The sequence below is a fragment of the Geodermatophilus africanus genome (assembly GCF_900107105.1).
Classification (GTDB): Bacteria; Actinomycetota; Actinomycetes; order Mycobacteriales; family Geodermatophilaceae; genus Geodermatophilus; species Geodermatophilus africanus.
In genome coordinates this window covers 1-16,783 of sequence record NZ_FNOT01000035.1, presented here as the reverse complement: position 1 = coordinate 16,783, position 16,783 = coordinate 1, and the positions used below count along the sequence as shown (strand labels likewise).

Below are 16,783 nucleotides of genomic sequence, written 5' to 3'. Positions count from 1 at the left end.
CTCGAGCGCGTAGGCCAGCGACTGGACGCGGGCGGCGTTCCCGCCGGCCTCGACCACCTCGGCGATTGTCTCGCCCGCCTGATCGACGCTGCGGAGGGTGACGAGTAGATCGTGGCGAGCCGTGTAGCCGGTGATCTCCTCGCCCTCGTGGCCGTGCCGCGGCCACACCGATACGTTCACCGTCTGCACGTCCCGCTCGGGCACATCCGCGACGCGCAGGGCGGCCAGAACGCGGCGCGCCGCCTCGTCAGCCGCCGTGAGCGCCTCGTCCACGTTCTCGGCGCTGGTCTCGACACCGATGGTGACCCGCAGGATGTCCGGCCTGCCGCTCGCGGTACCGACCCCCTCGACCTGCACGCCGGCCTCCGGGGCCGGATCGGCCGGCGCGGCGCGCACCTGCTGCGGGACGTTCAGGAGCGCCACCACGGCGACCGCACCGACGAGGCCGGCCACAGCGAGCGAGGGCAGAACACGACGAGCTGGCATCGGTCCTCCCGCGTCGGGGTGTGTCCTGCATCACGGGAGGTCAGGCGCGAAAGTTCCGGTGTGCAGATCACGACTTGGCCACGGCCGCCTGGCTGTACCTGGCCGGGACGTTGGTGACAGCGGTCTGGCTCGAACGAAGGAGAACCTCCGAGTGGGGTGTGGCTGGTCGAAGGCTCGCACCGCTCGGGAGGTCTCGTGTCCCACGTCAATGCCCGCATCACCGTCCTCGGCCGCAAGCTGATCGTCGCTCGGCACCGGGCCGGCTGGCGGCAGGCGCACATCGCCGCGGCGATGGGGATCTCCCGCACGTGCGTGGCAAAGTCGTCGACATCGTGACCGACGACATGCCGTTCGTCGTCGACTCGGTGACGACGGAGGTCATCCGGCACGGCCTCGGACTGCATCCGGAGATGTCCAGCCCGGTGTGCCGCACCGCCTTGCGCGAGGAGCTGAACCGCCGGGTGCCACCGAGCTCGGCCCACAAGGCGGCCGGGTGATCTCGCCGACCCCGGTAGCCGGCGTACAGCCGGCGGCGCTGTCAGTGCGCACATCTACGTACTGACCCGGGTCATCCCCGCGGCTAGATTTCCCGAGCGTAATCCGTGCCGGTCGAGCTCCCGATCGGCCCCTGCCTCGGGAGATCCCATGCGCCACCGCACCCATCACCACCGGACCGTGGCCGCCGCAGCGGCCCTCGTGCTGTCGGGCACCGGCGCCGGGAGCGCCGAAGACGTGCCCGCCGCTGCGAAGCCGACCGCGCCGGAGTGGTCGCTGTGACCGCGGCCGACGTGCCTCCCGGAAAGGTGCTGGAGCACCTCGAGGTGTTCCAGGCCATCGCCACCGCCAACAACGGCAACCGGGCCTCGGGCACGTCCGGCTACCGGGGCAGCGTCGACTACGTGGTCGGCAGGCTGAGGGCCGCCGGCTACGCCCCGCGGGTCCAGAACTTCTCCTTTCCCTTCTTCCAAGAGGTCAGCCCGGCCACGGTCAGCGCGGGCGGCAGGCAGCTCGCCGCCGCGGACGTCGCGGTCATGACCTATTCCGGCTCCGGGACCGTGACGGCACCGGTGCAGGCCGTGGGAACGACCGGCGAGCAGGCCGCGAGCACCAGCGGGTGCGAGGCCGGGGACTTCGCCGACTTCGTGCCGGGGAACATCGCCCTGCTCCAGCGGGGCACGTGCGCCTTCGGGGTGAAGGCCGCCAACGCGGCGGCCGCCGGGGCCTCCGCGGTGCTGATCTTCAACACGGGACTGCCCGGGGCGGAGGGGGCCGTCGCCGGCACCCTGGGCGAACCGGGGGTGACGACCGTCCCCGTGGTCGGCCTGAGCTACGCCGCCGGGGTCGCCCTGCTGGGCGGGGGCGAGGTGACGGTCAGCACGCAGACCGTCTCCGAGAGCCGGGAGACCTTCAACGTCCTCGCCGAGACTCGCTCGGGTGACCCGGAGCGCACGGTCATGGTCGGCGCGCACCTGGACAGCGTTCCGCAGGGCCCCGGGATCAACGACAACGCCTCCGGCTCCGCGGGGATCCTGGCCATCGCCGAGGTGCTCGCGGGCACGGAGACCGCCAACGCCGTGCGCTTCGCCTGGTGGGGCGCGGAGGAGTTCGGCCTGCACGGATCCCGCCACTACGTCGCGGACCTCAAGACCAACGATCCCGCGACGCTCGGGAACGTCGCGCTGTACCTGAACTTCGACATGATCGGCTCCCCGAACCACGGCCGCTTCGTCTACGACGGCGACGCCTCGGCGTTCGGCCCGGACGACGGCTCGGTGCCCGCCCCGGCCGGCTCGGCCGTGATCGAGGCGGCCTTCCACGAGCACTTCGGCTCCCTGGGCCTGGCCTCGGGCGAGACCGAGTTCAGCGGCCGCAGCGACTACGGGCCGTTCATCGCCGAGGGCATTGCCTCCGGCGGGCTCTTCACCGGCGCCGAGGGGATCAAGACCGTGGAACAGGCCGCGCTGTTCGGCGGCCGGGCCGGCATCGGCTACGACTTCTGCTACCACGCGTCGTGCGACGACCTCAGTAACATCGACCACCGGACGCTGGACGAGATGACCGGCGCGGCCTCCGCCGTGATGCTGCGCTTCGCCAACTCCCCCCTGGACCTCGAGGAGGAGGGCCGGCAGCTACTCGCCGCCGTGGCGCCCGTACCCGCCGCCACTGTCGACCAGGGACACGGCCCGAGCAACGCCGCCGAGGCGAGACAGCCGCGCTGAGGCGGCCACGGTGGGGCCGATGCGCCGGCCCCACCGCGGGGACCGAGGCCCGCACAGGATCCAACGGTTACGAGCAGGCCAGGCAGCCGCGCCTGTCCACACGTGGACGATGCTCTGGATGGACGTAACGCATGGATGGCCCGATGCCGTTGATCTTCAACGTGCGCGGAAAATTGATGTCGAGTCCCGCGCGTGTGGAGCCTCCGAGGACGCGGCGAGACGCCGACCCTCACCGCGCTCGCCGCGACCACTCGGGCAGGGAGACCGACCACCCGGGCAGCGCGGACTCCGTTGATCAAGCGGTGGGCACGACGACGGCGCGCCGCCGCTCGGCGCAATCGCCGAGTTCGAGCGTGACCTGATGCGCGAGCGCAACCCTCACCGGCCAGGAGACGGCACGGGCCCGTGGCTGCACGGGCCGCCGACGACACAAGCTCAGCGCGTCTACCGCTTACCTCGAACACGTGGGTGATGCTCCTGCTGATCAGCTTCCTGCTGCTGGCCACCCGGGCGGCGGACCCGCCGGGGCGACCAGGATGGCGTCCACGTCGGGGTGCAGGTGCACGAGGTCGGCGTCGGCCAGGTGGTGGCCAGGAACCCCCGGCCCGGAGTGCTCGGCGTTGTGGACGGCGTCGGTCACCAGCTGGGCCACGTGCTCGTTCTCCAGTCGGTAGAAGACCTGCGTGCCCTCGCGGCGGGTCTGCACCAGCCGGGTCATCCGCAGCTTGGCCAGGTGCTGGGACACCGACGCCGGAATCTTGCCGACCTCTGCGGCCAGCTCGTTGACCGACAGCTCCCGGCCGATCAGCGCCCACAGGATCCGGATGCGGGTCGCGTCGGCGAGCATCCGGAACACCTCGACGGCCAGGTCCACCTGGTCGGGCGGCAGCGGCCTGCGGCATTGCTGCATATCTGCGCGCCCACGCAGATGGTACGCCGCCGGGAACCTGGGGAGTCCGGGGCCGCGAGTAGTTGCCGAGCAGGCCACGGAGCGGTTGCGGGCCGAGTCGAACCCAGACAGGTCCGCCTCGCCACCAGTACTGCGCGCTACTCGACGGCTACGCTTAGAATTCGCCACTGGCAGTGGGGTGGCAGTGCGTTGACAGTCGCTAACGCCGCCGACACCTTTCTCGCTGCACGTGCAGAACTGGCGTCCCCGGAACGCCGGCACATCGAGGGCCCTCGCGTCCGCACAAGAAATGGCGAGCCTTCGGCGGCTGCGGTGCGCCTCGGTGCGGCTTCGAACGCAACAGTCCCGCTGCGATGCAAAACATCGGCTCGTCGCAGCGTCCCGTAAACCATGAACTCGTGCGGGGACCGTATGGCCGACATTGGTCCCGGCGCACTGACGCCGCTATGCCAGTCATAGTTCGCCGCCCGACAATCGACCAGGGGGAATGGCAGTGGTCACCATACGGACGCCCGAGAGCACGACCTTCACCTTCGACGTTCTTGGCCGCTACAGTTGCAACACCCTTCAGGAGGCCCTGGACAGTCAGCGGACCGATCATCCCGACCAGGGCGACGCCCGTCCGTTCGACTACATCATCGTTGGCGGGGGCAGTTTCGGCGCGGTGCTCGCGGCCAGGCTGTTCAACCTGGATGTGAGCCACCGTGCTCGGATCCTCGTGCTGGAGGCGGGGCCGCTGATCCTCTCGGAGCACGTGCAAAACCTGCCACCGGACTTCAGCCCGCCGCCGAAGGAGGAGCCCGGCTCCGTGTGGGGGGTGCCGTGGCAGCCCAAGAGCCCGAAGGACTGGAACAACAAGTTCCCCGGCCTGGCCTTCTGCGTGGGCGGCCGATCCCTGTTCTGGGGCGGTTGGTCGCCCTACTTCATCGACTCCGAGGTGGCTGATCCGTCCTGGCCGGCCAGCGTCGTCACCGACCTGACGACGAAGGTGCTCCCGGCCGGCAGCCAGAACCCGACGGAGTCCTACCTCGACACCGCCGCGCAACAGATCGGCACGGACGACACCAACGACTTCATCTCGGGTCCGTTGCACACCGCCCTCAAGCAGCGGCTGTTCAAGGGCCTCACCGCGCGCGCCGGCGGAGCCGCCGCCGATGTCCTGACCGGCAACCGCGGTGCCCTCAATGCCGAGGACGACCTAGAGGCGCCGCTGGCCGTCGCGTCCGCCTCACCCCGGCCCGGCATGTTCGCACTGAACAAGTTCAGCAGCGTCCAGCTGCTCTTCCGCGCGCAACGGATCGCCCAGGCCGAGGCCCAGGCGGCGGCCCGGGCCGAAACGCCCGAGAACCAGGGGAGGCTGCCGGAGATCCAGAACAGCAAGAAGCGCCTGATGCTGGTGGACAATTGCTACGTCACGCGCCTGGAGCGCAGCGGCAAGCGCATCACCCGCATCCACGTCAAGTACCGGGGTGCCGACGGCCAGGTCGACGTGCCGGCCAGCGGCAGGGTCTTCCTCGCCCTCGGCACCATCGAGAACACCCGCCAGGCCCTGGTCGCCGTGCCGGAGAAGCCGGAGATCGGCCGCAACCTGATGGCCCACCTGCGGTCCAACCTCACTCTCCGAGTGCCGCGGGACTCCTTCGCCGGGCTCCCTCCCGAACTGCAGGTCTCCGCGCTTTTCGTCAAGGGCATCCACACGCATCCCGTCGACAACAGCAAAGGTTATTACCACATTCAGATCACCGCTTCCGGCGTCGGGCAGTTGGGGATGAACTCCGAAGCCGAGCTGTTCAAGAAGATTCCCAACATCGAGGAGCTCGACCAGTTCCGGGACCTGACCGACAAGTGGGTCGTCCTGACACTCCGAGGAATCGGCGAGATGGTGGGCGTCAAGAGCTCCAATCCCCAGAACCGGATCACCCCCGGCGCGCCAGACGGCAATGGCGTGCCGTACGCGGACGTGCGGCTGGAGACCAACTGGGACGATCCGGCCGACCCGCGGATCACCGACAACGCCGACCCGAAGCGCACGAAGGACAATGACCTCTGGGACGCGATGGATGCGGCCAGTGAGGAGCTGGCGAAGATCTTCGCCAATGGAGGGACGATCGAGTACCTGTCCCGGCCCAACGAAGCGGGCAACGCCCACTGGCAGGACACCCCGCCCGCGACCGATCTGCGCCGTGACACGCTGAGCTCTACCCACCACGAGGCCGGCACCCTGTGGATGGGCGACGACCCGAACACCTCGGTGACCGACCCGACCGGCCGCATCTGGGAGGTCGACAACCTCTACGTCGTCGGCCCGGCGCTGCTGCCGACGATCGGGTCGCCGAACCCAATGCTCTCCGGCGTCGCCCTGACCCGCCGCACCGCCGACAAGCTCGCACCCACGCCGCTGGCCGTCACTCCCGAGGCGAACTTCATCTCCCTGTTCGACGGCACCGAGCGGACCTTCCAGCGCTGGCGGTCGGCCGGGCCGGGCACCTTCGCGCTGCAGGACGGGCTCCTGGTGGCCCAGCCCTCGGGTGACCAGACCGTCTTCTTCTACGCCGCCGAGACCTTCACCGACTACGTGCTGCGCCTGCAGTTCCGCCTGCCCGGGCCGGTCGACTCCTTCGGCAAGGTCATCGGCAACTCCGGCGTCTTCCTGCGCTTCCGCTACCCGCACACCCGGTGGCCCGACGTCAACGCGGTGCAGCCCCTGGCGCAGGGCAATCCGGCGTGGGTGGCCTCCGTCACCGGCTTCGAGGTGCAGATCGACGAGCAGGGCCGCCCCGACTTCGGTGACAAGCACCGCACCGGAGCCGTCTACGGCATCCCGGCCGGGCAGGGCGGCGAGCCGCAGGAACAGACCTTCCAGGCCGGCCCGGTCCTGCAGCCGGGGACGTGGTACGAGTTCGAGATCACGGTCACGAGCGACCCAGCGGGCGACCAGTACGTCTCCAAGGTCGGCCCGGTGCAGGCCGGCCAGCCGACGGTGTTCACGCAGGTCGCCAGCTTCACCAAGCCTGCCGACAAGTACCAGAACCGGGGTCTCGCACCGGCCGCCGGCAACTCGTCGGGGTACATCGGACTGCAGGCGTACATCAGCAAGGTGGCCTTCCGGCACATCCGCATCCAGGAGAAGTGAGGTCGTCGCCGCCCCACCCCTGCACCCGCCACTCCGGCCGCCGAGGCGTCGGACAGCGCGAGCCCGTCCGCGCAGCCTGAGTCGGCGAGCCAGTCGGTCGAGGAGGACTCGAGTGCGGGCACGGTGCGTGGATCGTCGGCCTCGTGGTGGTCGTGGGGTTGGGGGCGGCAGCCCTTGTTCGGCGCTCCCTGTCGCGCCGGCTGAGGCCGAGGGTCCCGTCGCGGTGGCCCTACCGGGTGATCACAGCAGGACGGGCGGGCTCAGGTCTCCGCCGCTCCGTGGAAGATGGAGTTCCCGACGGCGCTGGGAGGCAGCCGCATGCACCGCGTCATGGTGGTGGACGACGAGGCCCTGGTCCGATCCGGCCTCCGGATGATCCTGGGCTCGGCTGCGGACGTCGACGTCGTCGCCACCCCGTGCCGCTGGAAATTGACGGTCCGCAATCCCGGCCGACCGGCGGGTCGTCGGCAACGTCGAGGTGGCGGAGCCAGCTGTGGCCCGCTCGAGGGCGCGGCACGCCAGGGCGGCGGTCCGCCTCAAGGTCGGAGCACGGCAACAGCTGAGTCTGAATCCGACCGTTGGACATGTCCGAGCGCGGGGGAGAACTACAGCAACCGATACAGCAACGCGCTCGGAACGGCGGCGAATCGGGCCGGACAGCGGCGGACGTCGCATGCCTCTGACCTGCGTTAATACAACGTTCGTGAACCGTTGTGAATGCCTCGGATGTGACTGGGGGTCAAGGGGTTGCAGGTTCAGATCCTGTCAGCCCGACAGTGAAGCCGCAGGTCAGAGGCGGGTCGGCCGGAAGGGCCGGCCCGCCTCTCGCGTAAGTACAGCAACGCGAAGACGGAAGCGCGGACCATGTGATGGCTCCTTGTCTTCCGCTCCTGCTGTACCAGGGGGCGTCGGCCTGGGTCTCACCCCCTGCCGTCGTGGCCGGGCGCGCTGCCACCATCAAGCGTCACTGCACTGCGGTGGGGTAGGGCAGTCCTCGACTGGCCCGCCGCACACCGGGGAGGAAGCCTGACTGGACACGGCTGCGCGTGCGGACGGCGTCACGCGCGTGAGGACCCGGGCGACGTCCGCGTGCTCGTCGTCGACCACCATGCGCAGGACCGTGGCCGAGATGCTCCCCGATGAGGACGACGTCACTGTCGTCGGCGAGTGCGGGGACGGTTCCCAGGTTGTGGGGGCCGCCGTGCGGATACGTCCCGACGTGGTCCTCATGGTCCTGTCCATGCCGGTGATGAACGGCACCGCAACCGAAGCGCTGCGCGCCGTCCGACCCGAGGCCGGGATCGTCATGGTGACCGGGGAGGGCCACGCCGCACGACGCGTGGACGTAACCGCTGGTGCGCAGGCCATGGTGCCGGAAGGCCCCAAGGCTCGGGGCGATGCTCCGATGCCTGCACACGGTCGCGTGCGGTTGCCGGTGCTGCCCCTGCTGCCCGTGACCCTTCTCGGACACCTCCGGCCACCTCGGACATCGGGAGGTGGCGTCCAGTGAACGCTCCAGCGACGCGGGCGACGGCGGTTCAAGCGCTGGACGAGCGGCCGTTGCTCATGCTCTGGATCGGTGTCGTGCTCTTTAGCATCGGACCGGTGCTGGTTGCCGGCTCCACCACGTCCGGTGCCGTGCTGTCCTTCTGGCGTCTGTGGATCGGCGCCCTGCTCCTCGGGGCGCTCACGCTGTGGCGGCACCGCGCACAGGGGACGCGTGCCAGCCGACGTGGGTGGGGGTGGACCGCGGCGGCCGGTCTCGCCTTCGGCGCGCACCAGCTGTTCTTCATGATCTCGATCAAGGCGACGTCGGTGGTCGACGTGACCCTGATGCAGGTGCTGCAACCGATTCTGGTTGGGGTCCTCGCCCTCGTGGTCTTCGGTGAGCGTCCTGGCCTCGTCTTCCGCCTCTGGTCGCTGGTCGCGGGCGTGGGCGCGGCTCTGGTCGTCCTGGCAGGTACCACGGGACCGGAGGGGAACCCGGTCGGCATGGCGTTGGCGCTGGCGAACGTGGTGTGCTTCGCCTTCTACTTCATCTGGTCCAAGCAGGCGATGGCCCACATCGGCGCGTTGCCCTTCCTGCTGGGGGTGGCGGTCGTCGCCGGACTGGCCGTCTCGTTGTTCGCCGCGGTGACCGGGCAACGGGTCTCGAGCATCGACACCACGGACCTGCTGATCGCGGCGAGCATCGCCGTCGTCCCCGGTGCCTTGGGTCACTTCCTCACGACGCATTCGCTGCCGCGGGTTCCGGCCAACCTGCCGCCGGTGATGCAGCTCGCCATGCCGTTCCTGTCCGGCGGCCTGGCCTGGCTGCTGCTGAGTGAGGGCTTCACCTGGATGCACGTGGTCGGTGGCCTGGTGACCGTGGTCGGTGTCGTGGGTGCCCTGCTCTCACCTGCCGACCGGCAGCGATCGGTCCCCGAGTCCGCGGCACCGGTGACGCCGAGCTGAGCGCCGGCGTCAATCCGACGCACCCCTCGTGCCGACCGGTCCTGGTTGAGCGCGGGCCCGCCGGCACGGCACGCTGGAGGAGGCCATGCGACGGGGTGGCCATGGCCGGCAGCCGTTCCGCGACCGTAACGAGATCGTCGACCACATCCGGCGCTACGCGGCCGGCCGGCTGCTGATCGGGCTGGCGCAGTCCGGGTTGGCCTGGGCCGGATACGTCGGCGTGGCGGCGCTGGCGTTCCGGCGCGATCGGCGGCTACCTGGCCCACCTCGACGCCCAAGCCGTGAGAATGACATTCGCGACTCTGGTCCTCGTCACCATGCGGGGCGCCGACCGCGGGACCGTTGACGCCTTCGAGCGGACGGTCGCCGACGTCCCCCACGTGGTGCAAGGCAGCGGCTCTTCGGTGACCCCGACTACCTGCTGCGCGTCATCACCCGCGACCTGCCGCTCCTACAGCAGGCCTACGACGACCGCTTCTCCAAACTCCCCGGCGTCCAGCGCCTCAGCTCCACGCTCGCTATGAGGAGCGTTGGAGAGATCGAACCCCTTGCTACTGCTCCGGGCCGGAGCCGAGGTGATCGATGGGCGCCGGTGTAACCGGTTGTGGTCACGGGAGGGGTGAGATTCCCGACCCGATGGGCTCGGCTCAGGGTGCCTTGCGCACGGCGTGGTGGTGGGCTCCGTTGTAGGTGAAGCTGAGGTCGTCGGTGTTCAGCGGGGGAGCCTCGGACCGCACGCCCTCCCGGTTGACCAGCCCAACCTGGGTGCCATCCGGCAAGACCGCCCAGCCGATCCGCGCCGGCGCACCGTTGACCTCGATGGTCGCTTCATACACACCTGCAGCGCCACCAGCCAGGTCGGCGCGGAAGGCGGTGGTCAAGGTCGAGGTGACGACGTCCCCGGACACGACTGCGTCGGTGACCTCGCCGGTCAATCTCGCGCCGCTGGGACTGGTCAGGTCAAGTCGGCTGTCGACGACCGGGCCGTTGAGCCAGGCCTCGAGCTGCTTCCCGTCGCACAGGTAGGCCGATGCCTGACCGCCGTCGACGACGATGGCCAAGGTGGCGTCCCCCTGGTCCGTCCCGCCGGCGAACACCCCGGCCCTCTCCTCAGGGGCAGGAGAGGAACTCGCCGACGTCGACGGGCTAGAGGACGTCGGACGATCGGCCTCGGGCGCGGAGGTGGAGGGGTCTGGACCAGGGGCCGACGAGGACCGCGCCAGGCCCACGCCATAACCCACCAGTGCGGCGACGAGCAGCACCGCGGAAAGGACGGCGACGACGACGGCCACCGACGGGCCGAGGCCGAACCGGCGCCGCTCCGGCTCACCGCTCGAGGCGGAATCGGCGTATGTCTCTGGGATGAACGGGATGCCGGCGACGACGTCGCCGTACTCCCGGACGGCCTCCTGCACATCCGTCTCGACCCCTTGCTGGGGGAACTCCAGCCGTCGCTGCAGCCTCTCCAGCACCGCGCCGGCCTGCTCGGCGGCGGCGATGCGGCTGGTCAGATCGTGCGACTTGCTCAGGTTGGCCGAGATTGCCGCGGTGATCGACACCGCGAGAGCCGCGAAACAGAGGATCCGCCAGACCATGTCCGGCCGGTCGAGGTTCAGACCGTCCTGCACCGTCTGGGCGAACGTCGTTCCACCGAGAGCCGGTCCGGCCGTCAGCGCGGCGGCGATCGCGCTGCTGACGATGCTGACCGTGGACAGGCGGGTGCTGGCCGGGGTCTTGTGTTTGACGTAGGCGTCGATGCAGGCGCGTCGCGCCCGAACCGTCTCCAACAGGCGCACGCGGTCGTCGGCGGGGTAGGGCACGAGTACCTCCCGGGCCTCGACGGGGCCACCGCAGAGGACACCCGCTTCAGCGGCCACATTCGGCGTCCTCTGGCGTCCAGCGGAGTCAACCAACGCTGCCGTCACCGGAACGTCACCGACGCATTCTCCGCGGGCAACCCGGTGCGCCCAGGTGGCCGGGCCCTGCAAGCCGACCCGCGCGCTTCGAGCACGGCCGGGTCGGCGTCCTCGATGTGGAGCTGCTGAACGCTCTCACCGAGGGGAGTCACCGCATCCGACCGGGCGCTGGTCATCACCGGCGAGCAGCAGGCCGTGCTCGGCTGCTCTACGCCGAGCAAGAGCGTCACCCAACGACACCCGGTCGCCCGGCGACGATCTGCCACCCATGGCGGCGGCGGCCTCGCAGGCCGATTCCGTGCCTGCCGCGGAATCGGCCGCGATCATCACCGGTGACGCGCAGGTCCATCGGATGAACCTGACATTCCGATGAGGCAACCGCGGAGGGACTGGAGGAGGTGTCAGCCCAGCCACCGGGTGTGCACCAGGCGTTCGCCCGGGTCGGGGCATCGCGACAGGGGGCCAAGAAGCTCGCCCCGTCAACACGCCCGAAAGCGGGGAAGAGGTACAGCAACCGGTACAGCAACGCGCTCCGAACGGTGGCGAATCGGACCGAACGGCGACGAATATCGTGGGCCACTGACCTGCGCTAACAGGAATTCGCGAACCGCGGCGAACCCCTCGAACGTGACTGGGGGTCAAGGGGGCGCAGGTTCAAATCCTGTCAGCCCTGTCAGCCCGACAGTGAACCGCAGGTCAAAGGTGGGTCGGCCGTGAGGGCCGGCTCGACTCTTGCCTGAGTACGGCGCCGGGTAAGGCAACCGTCCTCGGGGTTGCCCCTGGTCGGACCCTGCTGGCGCGTTCCGAGTGCCCAGCGGCTGGTGCGTGGAAGGGTGCGTGCATGCCGGCCGCACTGAGCGTCGTCCGTCTGTCGACCACGCCGATCAAGGGTCTTGCGCTGGCCCATCCCTCCTCGATCGAGCTGACGACGCACGGTGCCGTCGGCGACCGGCAGTTCTTCCTCATCGACGAGGAGGAGGGGCGGCTCCAGAGCTGCACCGCCAACGCCGAGCTGCTGCCCCTGGCGGCGAGATTCGACCCGGACAGCCGCCGCCTCGAGGTGGTCCGCGGCGACGAGGTGCTGTGCGCCGGCACCGTCGACTCCGCCGGCGCCATCGACACCGACATGTGGGGCCTGCGCACCCTCGTCGCCGATGTCGTGGCAGGCCCGCAGTGGAGCACCTTCTTCTCCGATCTCCTCGGCAAGCGGGTCCGCCTGGTGCAGGCTCGGCAGTCCGCCTACGACGTGCACCCCGCGACGATCCTCGGTAGCAGTTCCGTCGCCGAGCTCGCCCGCCGGTCGGGCCTCGCCTCGGTCGATCCCCGGCGCTTCCGGATGCTGATCGAGTTTTCCGGCGGGACGCCGCACCTGGAGGACTCGTGGGGTGGCACGCTGCTGCGGATCGGCGGCGCGGTACTGCGGGGCGGTGGCCCGGTGAAGCGCTGCGCGGCCACCACGCGCGACCCCGCGTCCGGTGCTGTCGACCTGCAGACGCTCCGCCTGATCACGGCCTACCGCGGCCGCCGGGAATCCGAGCTCGGAGCCGGGGCGACCTTCGGCCGGTACTGCGAGGTGCTCGAGCCGGGGACCGTCGCGGTCGGCGACTGTCTGCGGGTCGGCTGACCGACCTGGCGAGCTTCCGCCGTCCTCAACGGCTTCTCTCGGGCCTCGAGCCGCCGGCCTGCAAGGTGGCCCCGCTCGGCGACGTAAGCCGCACCCATCCGGCTCGAGGTCGGCGAGCGCGTCCTCGAACACGTACTCGACGGCCAGGCAGCTGGGGACTGGCGGTCGCCCCGCTCGTCGCCGGCGTCGTAGTCGGGCCGCTGGGCACCGTCCTCAGCCTGTCCTGGGACGCCGTCATGCCGCCCCGCCCATGCATCTCTTACTCATCCAATACAGTCGTCAACAGCCGTAGTCCACTGAGTCCAACCATCGACTCGCTGCGCCTTCTACCTGCGCGTTCAACGTCTGCTAGCGTCAGCAAACAAGGCCGCGATCAAATCGCAGGGTTCGCTGTGAGTCTGCCTCGGAGATGGTGAGGTCGGCCGTTCCGCCGATCGACCGGAGAAGAACTGGAGAAAGTCGGCGGCGCTACAGGTGTTCCGTCTCAGTGGCCCCCCGACCCTTGTGGGTGGGAAAGGCCGTCAGCTGACACAGTCGTGAGGCTCGTGGTAGCAGTCATCGCCGCCTTCCTCGCGTTGCTGAGCCTGCGACATGATCTTCGGCGCCGGTTACTTAGCCAGGCTAACGGTCAGTCCTGCGGTCCCGCCGCTGCGCCCGTGCACTACGAGTATCGGGGGGATACCGACCGTGGGCTGCAAGTTCGTCCTACGAGTCGATCCGCTCGTAGGTCAGCTGCAGGTCGTCCTCCCAGGGGCCACCGTCGTGCGACATGGTCCCCTTGGCATCGAGTCGACTGCCGTCGCTGGCGACGATAAAGACCATGCGCTGGGCGAAGCCCGCCTCGTCGCGGTGCCACGACACCTCGCCGTCGCCCACCTCGACGGTGTACCGGCGGGAGATGTTCCGCTCGTCGAAGTAGATCATCGTCAAGGTGCCGGCGGCGTCGTCTGAGCCGATCACCGCCACGCCGCTGGGGATCTCCGGCTCATCGATCTCAGAGCGCATCAATACGAAGGCGCCGCCCTCGTGCCATGCGAACGACGTTCGGCCATGGAAGGTCGTTCCCGGCACCAGCGCATGCGTCCCGGTCGTGCGCCAGTTGCCCAGTAACGGCTCCAGCGGTTCGAGTGCGGGGTTGGGTCGCTGCGCTTCAGGGCCGATCGGTGTCGTCATCCGCGGAATCGTTTCAGGCCGCGCAAGTCATTCCACCTCCCCGTCTCGCCTTGGCGGTACCAGTTGACGCGACACGTGGAGCGGGGAACGACAGCCCGGAGAACCGGGCCCGTGATCGCGACATGGAGTCGGCCGCCTCTCGGGGAGCCGGATGTCCCATAGGCCGCCCTCACGGCGAGCCCGGCCGGTGTCCCTTAGCGTCCCCGGTCGACGCCTTTTGGGAACAAGATCCTCGGCGTAGCCTCGCGGACCCGCACAACCTCGTTCGGTCAGGGAGGACCAGCGATGGGTGAGGCGCGAGCTCGTCTGGAGCAGAACGTCCAACATTGGAACGACCACGACTCGGCGGCCTGGGTGGGCGACTTCAGCCCCGCCGCGCAGGTCGTCGGCCCTGGGGCCAGCGGCTCAGGTACCGAGATGGCCAGAACCCTCTACTCCACCTGGCAGGACGCGTTCCCGGACAACGAAGTTCGCGTGACCGACATCTTCGAGGACGGTGCCACGGCGATCCTGCAAGCCGAGTTTCGGGGCACCCAGACGGAAACCATGAACGCGCCTGGACAGACGATCCCGGCGACCGGAAGGCGGGTCAACATCCCCTTCGTCGCGATCAACAGGTCCGACGGTGGAAGGATCACAACGTTCACGCTCTACTTCAACCGTGCCGAGTTGCTCGGGCAGCTCGGCCTTGTGTCAGCTCCCGGCTGAGCAGGCTACGAGCACCGCACCGACCTCCACCTCGGCCTGCAAGCTTTGAACGCAGCGGAAACGCGGGACGATCTTTCTCGGTATCTGGACGCTGCGCGGAAGGTGACCGGCGGTGGACGCCGGAGCGCGCCGGTAGCGAAGCCGACGTAGCCGGATGTGACCCGGCCGCGATGCGGGCGTGGGCGGCCGGGCAGGGCATCGAGGTCAGCGCCCGCGGGCGTATCAAGGCAGACGTCGTGGAGCGGTTCCGGGCCGCCGGCAACTGAGCCCACCGCCTCCGGTCGGCGCGAGCCGACGGGCCGGGACGGGCGCCGCCGTCCTCCGCTGCTCCCGGTGCGGCCGGCGGTCAGCGGTTGACCATCTCGAGCAGGACGTCGGCGTGGCAGGACGGGTTCGGGGAGCACCCGTAGGCGAGATCGTGGCCGCCAAGAGATGCCCTTCGTCCACGGGGGAGCCGAGACTCCTCGTGGGAGGCGCAGCTGGCGCGCCGGTGGCCCGTCCCCACGCTCTTCGTTCCCACAGCCCGGGAGAAGTGGTCATGCGGGTAGAGGTCACGGTCGACATCTGCGCGCCCCGGAGGTCATGTGGGCGGTCCTCTCCGACGTGGAGTCCTGGCCGACGTGGACGGCGTCGATCACCTCGGTACGCCCGGCAAGCCCGGACCCGTTTGCAGGTTGGCTCGCGTGTCCGCATCAAGCAGCCGCGGCTGCCCGCCACCGTGTGGACCGTCTCGGAGCTCGTCGAGGGGGAGCGGTTCACCTGGACCTCCACCGGCCCCGGGGTGCACACCCGCGCGTCGCACCGCGTCGTCCGGACCGCCGCAGGGTCACGGGCGACCCTGTCCATCGACCAGGCGGGTGTCCTCGGGCGGTTGGTGGGACGTCTCTACGGCGGCCTCACGCGTCGCTACGTGGAGATGGAGGCCGCCGGCCTGGGTGACGTCCCAGGAAGTGGTGTAGCTGGTCGGAGGTCCTGAGCTCGTCGGCGAGGTGCTGGCGGGCGAGGGGCCACCGCGTGGATCTTCTGCGTGAACCCGCCAAGGAACACTCAGGAGAAAGGCCACGCGATGGCCCTGGACCAGTCTGCCCTGCTCAAGTTGCTCGAGGCACTGAAGGCCGCCGACGTCGATGACCGCGTCCGCGCGGCGACCGAGACGCTGTATCAGGCGCTGATCGAGGCGGAGCTGACCGCCGCGATCGGTGCGGCGCCGCACGAGCGCACCGAGGCCCGCACCGCCCAGCGCAACGGCTCGCGCCCGCGCACGTTGACCACCACGGCCGGGGATCTGGAGCTGCGCATCCCGAAGCTACGGGCCGGGTCGTTCTTCCCCTCGCTGCTGGAGCGCCGGCGGCGGATCGACCAGGCGCTGTTCGCCGTGGTGATGGAGGCCTATCTGCACGGCGTCTCCACCCGCAAGGTCGACGACCTGGTCAAGGCCCTCGGCGCCGACACCGGCATCAGCAAGTCCGAGGTCAGTCGGATCTGCGCCGACCTCGACGAGGAGGTGGCCGCGTTCCGCGACCGCAGCCTGGCCGAATAGCCCTTCCCGTACGTGTTCCTGGATGCCACCTACTGCAAGGCGCGGGTCAACCGCCGGGTGGTCTCCCAGGCCGTGGTCATCGCCACCGGTGTGGCCGCCGACGGGCACCGGGAGGTGCTCGGCTTCGCCGTCGGCGACAGCGAGGACGGCGCGTTCTGGACGGCGTTCCTGCGCTCGCTGAAGGCCCGCGGGCTGGCCGGCACCCAACTGGTCATCTCCGACGCCCACACCGGCCTCAAGCAGGCCATCGGCGCCGTACTGCTGGGCGCGGGCTGGCAGCGCTGCCGGGTGCACTGGGCCTGTAAAGAATCAACTTGTCGGCGTGTCAATGTCGTCGGCGCTCGGGGTCGGCAGCGAGGCGAGGAGCTCGGCCGCGGTGGTGAATCGGGTGGCGGCCGGTGTGGCGGCGTAGCCGGTCTGGTCCAGGAGCGGGCCGACTTCGCGCAGCGCGCCTCCGATGGTGCGGCGGCTGACTTCGAACAGCTCGGCGAGGGTGTCGTGGGTTCCCAGGCCGCGCCGGTGGAGCACGGTGGCCAGCACCCGCTCGGCGTCGGTGATCTTCTGCATGAAGACGCCGCCGCGGGCGCCGGGCAGCCGTTCGCCGCCGCGGAGTCGATGCC

15 protein-coding genes and 3 pseudogenes are annotated in these 16,783 nt (G+C 69.8%); 13 read left to right on the top strand and 5 right to left on the bottom strand.

All coding sequences use genetic code 11. The features are described from left to right. Window positions 1-453 (bottom strand): SIMPL domain-containing protein (locus BLW63_RS25510; RefSeq protein ID WP_170856983.1); only part of this gene is annotated, 453 nt, incomplete at its 3' end. A gap of 228 nt (window positions 454-681) precedes the next feature. Between BLW63_RS25510 and BLW63_RS25505 the strand changes: the two genes are divergently transcribed. The 4 genes from BLW63_RS25505 (at window position 682) to BLW63_RS25500 (ending at window position 2,705) form a co-directional block, all read left to right on the top strand. Then, window positions 682-822, top strand: a complete 141-nt coding sequence (locus tag BLW63_RS25505; RefSeq protein ID WP_211517308.1) for a helix-turn-helix domain-containing protein — start codon at window positions 682-684, stop codon at window positions 820-822. Beyond that, the gene (locus BLW63_RS26490; protein WP_170856982.1) at window positions 795-983 is read left to right on the top strand and encodes an NAD-glutamate dehydrogenase domain-containing protein; all 189 of its coding nucleotides are present in this window, start codon (window positions 795-797) and stop codon (window positions 981-983) included. The genes BLW63_RS25505 and BLW63_RS26490 overlap by 28 nt, the downstream gene beginning before the upstream one ends. 148 nt (window positions 984-1,131) lie before the next feature. After that, complete coding sequence (locus BLW63_RS28740) at window positions 1,132-1,263, top strand: hypothetical protein (RefSeq protein ID WP_280140588.1); 132 nt, start codon at window positions 1,132-1,134, stop codon at window positions 1,261-1,263. An 11-nt stretch (window positions 1,264-1,274) separates the two neighbouring features. Continuing rightward, entirely contained in the window at window positions 1,275-2,705 is a 1,431-nt protein-coding gene (locus BLW63_RS25500) for a M28 family peptidase (protein WP_244522810.1), read from the top strand. A gap of 484 nt (window positions 2,706-3,189) precedes the next feature. Here the strand turns inward: BLW63_RS25500 and BLW63_RS25495 are convergent, their stop codons facing one another. Beyond that, the gene (locus BLW63_RS25495) at window positions 3,190-3,615 is read right to left on the bottom strand and encodes an ArsR/SmtB family transcription factor (protein ID WP_091162401.1); all 426 of its coding nucleotides are present in this window, start codon (window positions 3,613-3,615) and stop codon (window positions 3,190-3,192) included. Between the two features lie 487 nt (window positions 3,616-4,102). Between BLW63_RS25495 and BLW63_RS25490 the strand changes: the two genes are divergently transcribed. The 4 genes and pseudogenes from BLW63_RS25490 to BLW63_RS29180 all read left to right on the top strand — a co-directional run. After that, window positions 4,103-6,748 (top strand): 3-keto-alpha-glucoside-1,2-lyase-like domain-containing protein, encoded by a 2,646-nt coding sequence (locus BLW63_RS25490; protein WP_091162400.1) that lies wholly within the window; start codon window positions 4,103-4,105, stop codon window positions 6,746-6,748. 1,108 nt (window positions 6,749-7,856) lie between these two features. Next, the gene (locus tag BLW63_RS25480) at window positions 7,857-8,258 is read left to right on the top strand and encodes a response regulator transcription factor (RefSeq protein ID WP_139263829.1); all 402 of its coding nucleotides are present in this window, start codon (window positions 7,857-7,859) and stop codon (window positions 8,256-8,258) included. Beyond that, the gene (locus BLW63_RS25475; RefSeq protein WP_139263827.1) at window positions 8,255-9,202 is read left to right on the top strand and encodes a DMT family transporter; all 948 of its coding nucleotides are present in this window, start codon (window positions 8,255-8,257) and stop codon (window positions 9,200-9,202) included. The genes BLW63_RS25480 and BLW63_RS25475 overlap by 4 nt, the downstream gene beginning before the upstream one ends. A 406-nt stretch (window positions 9,203-9,608) precedes the next feature. Next, a pseudogene (locus tag BLW63_RS29180) lies at window positions 9,609-9,800 on the top strand (Lrp/AsnC ligand binding domain-containing protein); the annotation flags it as partial. Window positions 9,801-9,849: 49 nt separating this feature from the next. On the opposite strand, the gene BLW63_RS25465 reads toward BLW63_RS29180, so the two are convergent. Then, window positions 9,850-11,022: a hypothetical protein gene (locus tag BLW63_RS25465; RefSeq protein WP_139263825.1), complete on the bottom strand. Its 1,173-nt coding sequence runs from the start codon at window positions 11,020-11,022 to the stop codon at window positions 9,850-9,852. A 937-nt stretch (window positions 11,023-11,959) separates the two neighbouring features. On the opposite strand from BLW63_RS25465, the gene BLW63_RS25455 reads away from it, so the two are divergent. After that, the gene (locus BLW63_RS25455) at window positions 11,960-12,742 is read left to right on the top strand and encodes an MOSC domain-containing protein (RefSeq protein ID WP_091162389.1); all 783 of its coding nucleotides are present in this window, start codon (window positions 11,960-11,962) and stop codon (window positions 12,740-12,742) included. A gap of 705 nt (window positions 12,743-13,447) precedes the next feature. Here the strand turns inward: BLW63_RS25455 and BLW63_RS25450 are convergent. Further along, a complete protein-coding gene (locus BLW63_RS25450) occupies window positions 13,448-13,915 on the bottom strand; it encodes a hypothetical protein (RefSeq protein WP_091162387.1) in 468 nt (155 codons plus the stop codon). A gap of 285 nt (window positions 13,916-14,200) precedes the next feature. Between BLW63_RS25450 and BLW63_RS25445 the strand changes: the two genes are divergently transcribed. The 4 genes and pseudogenes from BLW63_RS25445 to BLW63_RS25430 all read left to right on the top strand — a co-directional run. Continuing rightward, window positions 14,201-14,623, top strand: a complete 423-nt coding sequence (locus BLW63_RS25445; protein ID WP_091162385.1) for an ester cyclase — start codon at window positions 14,201-14,203, stop codon at window positions 14,621-14,623. A gap of 170 nt (window positions 14,624-14,793) precedes the next feature. Beyond that, on the top strand, window positions 14,794-14,889 hold the full coding sequence (locus BLW63_RS28810; RefSeq protein ID WP_342028723.1) for an Lsr2 family DNA-binding protein: 96 nt from the start codon (window positions 14,794-14,796) through the stop codon (window positions 14,887-14,889). A gap of 166 nt (window positions 14,890-15,055) precedes the next feature. Then, window positions 15,056-15,562, top strand: a complete 507-nt coding sequence (locus BLW63_RS29175) for an SRPBCC family protein (protein ID WP_425284263.1) — start codon at window positions 15,056-15,058, stop codon at window positions 15,560-15,562. Between the two features lie 127 nt (window positions 15,563-15,689). After that, window positions 15,690-16,460: pseudogene (locus tag BLW63_RS25430) on the top strand (IS256 family transposase); the annotation flags it as partial. A 12-nt stretch (window positions 16,461-16,472) separates the two neighbouring features. On the opposite strand, the pseudogene BLW63_RS28385 reads toward BLW63_RS25430, so the two are convergent. Then, a pseudogene (locus BLW63_RS28385) lies at window positions 16,473-16,783 on the bottom strand (ISAzo13 family transposase); the annotation flags it as partial.

Excerpts from the sequence above, each read along its gene's own strand:
- BLW63_RS28740 (WP_280140588.1), top strand. The coding sequence starts at position 1,132 with ATGCGCCACCGCACCCATCACCACCGGACCGTGGCCGCCGCAGCGGCC.
- BLW63_RS25495 (WP_091162401.1), bottom strand. The coding sequence starts at position 3,615 with ATGCAGCAATGCCGCAGGCCGCTGCCGCCCGACCAGGTGGACCTGGCC.
- BLW63_RS25490 (WP_091162400.1), top strand. The coding sequence starts at position 4,103 with ATGGCAGTGGTCACCATACGGACGCCCGAGAGCACGACCTTCACCTTC.
- BLW63_RS25480 (WP_139263829.1), top strand. The coding sequence starts at position 7,857 with ATGCGCAGGACCGTGGCCGAGATGCTCCCCGATGAGGACGACGTCACT.
- BLW63_RS25455 (WP_091162389.1), top strand. The coding sequence starts at position 11,960 with ATGCCGGCCGCACTGAGCGTCGTCCGTCTGTCGACCACGCCGATCAAG.
- BLW63_RS25450 (WP_091162387.1), bottom strand. The coding sequence starts at position 13,915 with ATGACGACACCGATCGGCCCTGAAGCGCAGCGACCCAACCCCGCACTC.
- BLW63_RS25445 (WP_091162385.1), top strand. The coding sequence starts at position 14,201 with ATGGGTGAGGCGCGAGCTCGTCTGGAGCAGAACGTCCAACATTGGAAC.
- BLW63_RS28810 (WP_342028723.1), top strand. The coding sequence starts at position 14,794 with ATGCGGGCGTGGGCGGCCGGGCAGGGCATCGAGGTCAGCGCCCGCGGG.
- BLW63_RS29175 (WP_425284263.1), top strand. The coding sequence starts at position 15,056 with ATGCCCTTCGTCCACGGGGGAGCCGAGACTCCTCGTGGGAGGCGCAGC.